General features: G+C 71.6%; 2 protein-coding genes. One reads left to right on the forward strand and one right to left on the reverse strand.

The genetic code is table 11. From position 1 onward, the window contains the following. Nucleotides 1-55: 55 nt before the first annotated feature. Nucleotides 56-1,771, reverse strand: coding sequence for a Stk1 family PASTA domain-containing Ser/Thr kinase (locus ACYVE9_RS19120; RefSeq protein ID WP_461029103.1), 1,716 nt, complete (start codon nucleotides 1,769-1,771; stop codon nucleotides 56-58). Between the two features lie 276 nt (nucleotides 1,772-2,047). Between ACYVE9_RS19120 and ACYVE9_RS19125 the strand changes: the two genes are divergently transcribed. Further along, nucleotides 2,048-3,632 (forward strand): protein kinase domain-containing protein (locus ACYVE9_RS19125; RefSeq protein ID WP_461029104.1); only part of this gene is annotated, 1,585 nt, incomplete at its 3' end.

The raw sequence follows: 3,632 nt of genomic DNA on the forward strand, positions 1-3,632 counted from the left end.
TGCCGGGCCCGTGCGAGCTCGGGTGGCGGCGGCCGGGGCCGCGCCGGGTGGCCGGTCAGCCGCGGCCAGTGGAGACCGTCAGCGTGATGCGGTCCTCCTTGGGGTCCAGAGCCTCGTAGTTCTTCGGCGACTGCTTCAGCACCGTGTTCTTGCCGTAGATGTTCTCGTCCTCGTAGGAGATGTCCGGGTCGAGCTTCCAACCGGCCTTGCGGATGCAGTCCTTCACCGAGTCGATGTGCTTGAACGTCAGGTCGGGCATCGACTTGCGGGGCTCCTCCTTGTCCCGGTCCTGGAAGTAGTCCCGGGCCTCGGTGCACTGCGTGGCGTCGATCGTCTTCGTCTTGTCCTCGTCCTTGAACGCGGCGTCGTCGGCGTCGTCGTCCGAGCCGTCGGCGGTGTCGTCCCCGTCGTCGCTGCCGGCCGGGCGGCCCTCGTTGCCGGAGTCCGTGCTGGCGGAGGCCGACGGCCCGGCCGTGGGCTCCTCCTCGTCGTCCCCGACGGCGATGCCGATGACGATGAGCGCGCCCAGCACCACGAGGGCGGTGACGGCGGCCACCGCGATGAACGTCACCGTGCGGTTGCCGCCACCGCCCCGCTGGGGACCCTGGTGCGGCGCCATGGTGTAGGAGGGTGTGGGGTAGCCGCCGTGCTGGCCCATCGGCATGGCGCTGCCCGGCGGCGGCGTGGACGGGCCGTAGCCGGGCTGCATCTGACCGTACGGCGTGTGGTAGCCGCCGGGCGCCTGGCCCAGCGGTGTGGTGGTCGGCGGGGGCGGCGTGCCCGTCGCGCTGACCGGCGGGAACACCGACTGGGCGACGCCCGCGCCGCTGCTCGCCGGCGGGCCGCCCGCGATGATGATCGGCGAGGAGCCGCCCGTGGCGCCGGAGCCGCCGATGCGGTTGCACTCCTCGAGCATCGCCTCCGCGCTGGGGAAACGCTCGTTGGGGTTCTTGCGCAGGGCACGGGCGACGAGCGAGTCGACCGCCGGCGGCACCGCCTGGTTGATGGAGGAGGGCGTGACCGGCTCCTCCTGGACGTGCGCGTAGGCGATCGCCAGCGGCGAGTCCGCGTCGAACGGCAGGCGTCCGGTGAGGAGTTCGAAGAGCATGATGCCGACCGTGTAGAGGTCGGAGCGGGCGTCCACGCCGCGGCCGAGCGCCTGCTCGGGGGAGAGGTACTGCGGCGTGCCGACGACCATGCCCGTCTGCGTCATGGACGTCACACCGGACTGCATGGCCCGGGCGATGCCGAAGTCCATGACCTTCACCACACCGCGGCGCGTGATCATCACGTTGCCGGGCTTGATGTCGCGGTGCACGAGGTTCATCTCGTGGCTGGCCTCCAGAGCCGCCAGCACGTCCGCGGTGATCTTGAGCGCCTTCTCGGTGGGCATCGCGCCGTGCCGGGCGATGTCCTCGTCCAGCACGTTGCGCAGCGGCTTGCCGTCCACGTACTCCATGACGATGTACGGCACGAGCAGGCCGTCGATGGTGTCCTCGCCGGAGTCGAAGACGGACACGATGTTGGTGTGCGTCAGCTTCGCGACGGCCTGCGCCTCACGGCGGAAGCGCTCCCGGAACGCGGCCTCGCGGCCCAGCTCGGAGTGCAGGGTCTTGACGGCGACCTGGCGGTCGAGGACCGAGTCGTAGGCGAGGTGCACGGAGGCCATACCGCCCGCACCGAGCAGACTCCGGAGCTGGTAGCGACCGTTGCCGACCGTGCTGCCCTCGTGGCTTTCCGGATTGCCTGAATGTCCGCCGACGTCGCTCATCTTGCTTCCCCCTAGGCGCCGAAGGCCAGCTACGGACCAGGCTCTGCGCGTGTACGGTTGCTACTGATCGGGATACCTGGGCCAGTCTGCCCCAGGGGTGTGACGAGTCAAGCTGCTTGCCCGTTCCGTGACCCGGGGCACGTCGATGCTCGGAGATGATACGTGCGGGGCCGCGGACCGAACTTGCCAGCCCCTACCGGGAGCGGGTTGGATGACCTGTTCCACCACCCCACACGCTCTCCCGCCCCTGCGGGGTTCCAACCACGGCGAGGACTGATGGCACAGAGGCAGGCCGCCGGAGACCCTTCGGAGCCCGAGGAGACGGGCGGCGGCGCGTTGGGCTCCCCCGAGCTGTGGGGGAAGAACGGCGTGGTCGGTGACGGCCGTTACCGCCTCACCAGCCGGCTCGGCCGCGGTGGCATGGCGGAGGTCTTCGCCGCCGAGGACGTCCGGCTCGGCCGTACCGTCGCGGTCAAGCTGCTGCGCACCGACCTGGCCGAGGACCCGGTCTCCAAGGCCCGGTTCACGCGGGAGGCGCAGTCCGTCGCGGGGCTGAACCACCACGCGGTCGTCGCCGTGTACGACTCCGGCGAGGACACCACCGACGGCAACACCGTGCCGTACATCGTCATGGAGCTGGTCGAGGGCCGGACCATCCGGGAGCTGTTGCAGAGCGCCGAGGCGCCGCCGCCGGACCAGGCCCTGATCATCGTCTCCGGGGTGCTGGAGGCGCTGGCCTACAGCCACCAGCACGGCATCGTGCACCGCGACATCAAGCCCGCCAACGTGATCATCACGCACTCCGGCGCGGTCAAGGTGATGGACTTCGGCATCGCCCGCGCGCTGCACGGCGCGTCGCAGACGATGACGCAGACCGGCATGGTCATGGGCACCCCGCAGTACCTCTCGCCCGAGCAGGCGCTCGGCAAGACGGTCGACGCCCGCTCCGACCTGTACGCCACCGGCTGCCTGCTCTACGAACTGCTCACCCTGCGGCCCCCGTTCACCGGTGAGACGCCGCTCTCGGTGGTGTACCAGCACGTCCAGGACGACCCGGTCGTGCCGTCCGAGGTGTCCGACGACGTGCCGCCGGAGCTCGACGGCCTGGTCATGCGCTCGCTGGCCAAGGACCCGGACGACCGCTTCCAGTCGGCCGAGGAGATGCGCGGCCTCTCCCAGTACGCGCTGCGCCAACTCCAGGAGCAGGGCGGACACACCGGCGGCCTGTGGAACACCGGCCCGGTGGCGGCGGGTGGCGTCCCGGCGCACGGCACGGCGGAGACCAGCCGCTACCCGACGCACGGCGACACCTCCCAGATGGGTCCGCCGATGCTGATGGGCCGTCCCGACCGGGACGACGGCGGCTTCGAGGGCGGCCCGCGCGACGACGGCCACGGTGGCGGCGGCGTGAAGTACGCGCTGATCGCCTTCTTCGCGGTGCTGGCGATCGCCGCCGGCGTGTTCTACGCCATGCAGGGCACGGGCGGCGGCGAGGAGACGCCGAAGAAGCCCGAGACGAGCGCCACCCCCAGCGACGAGGAGTCGGAGGAGGACTCGCCGAGCCCGACGGCCTCACCCTCGGAGGAGGAGCAGGAGACCACCGGCGAGACGTGGAACAACCCGCCGCCGCAGGAGCCGTCGTTCACCCCCGAGGACCCGGAACCGCCCACGGACCCGGACCCCAGCGGCGACCCGTCGGGCACCGTCACCGGCGGCACCACCGAGGGTGACACCGACGGCACCACCACGGGTGGCGACGAGGGCGGCACCACGGAGGGCACCACCGACGGGGCCAACGACGGCACCGCTGACGGTGGCGGCGGCGAGGCCGGCGGCACCGAGGGCGGCGGCAGCCAGGGCG

The organism is Streptomyces sparsus, assembly GCF_054776295.1.

Coding starts and splice junctions, on each gene's coding strand:
- ACYVE9_RS19120 (WP_461029103.1), bottom strand. CDS start 1,771: ATGAGCGACGTCGGCGGACATTCAGGCAATCCGGAAAGCCACGAGGGC.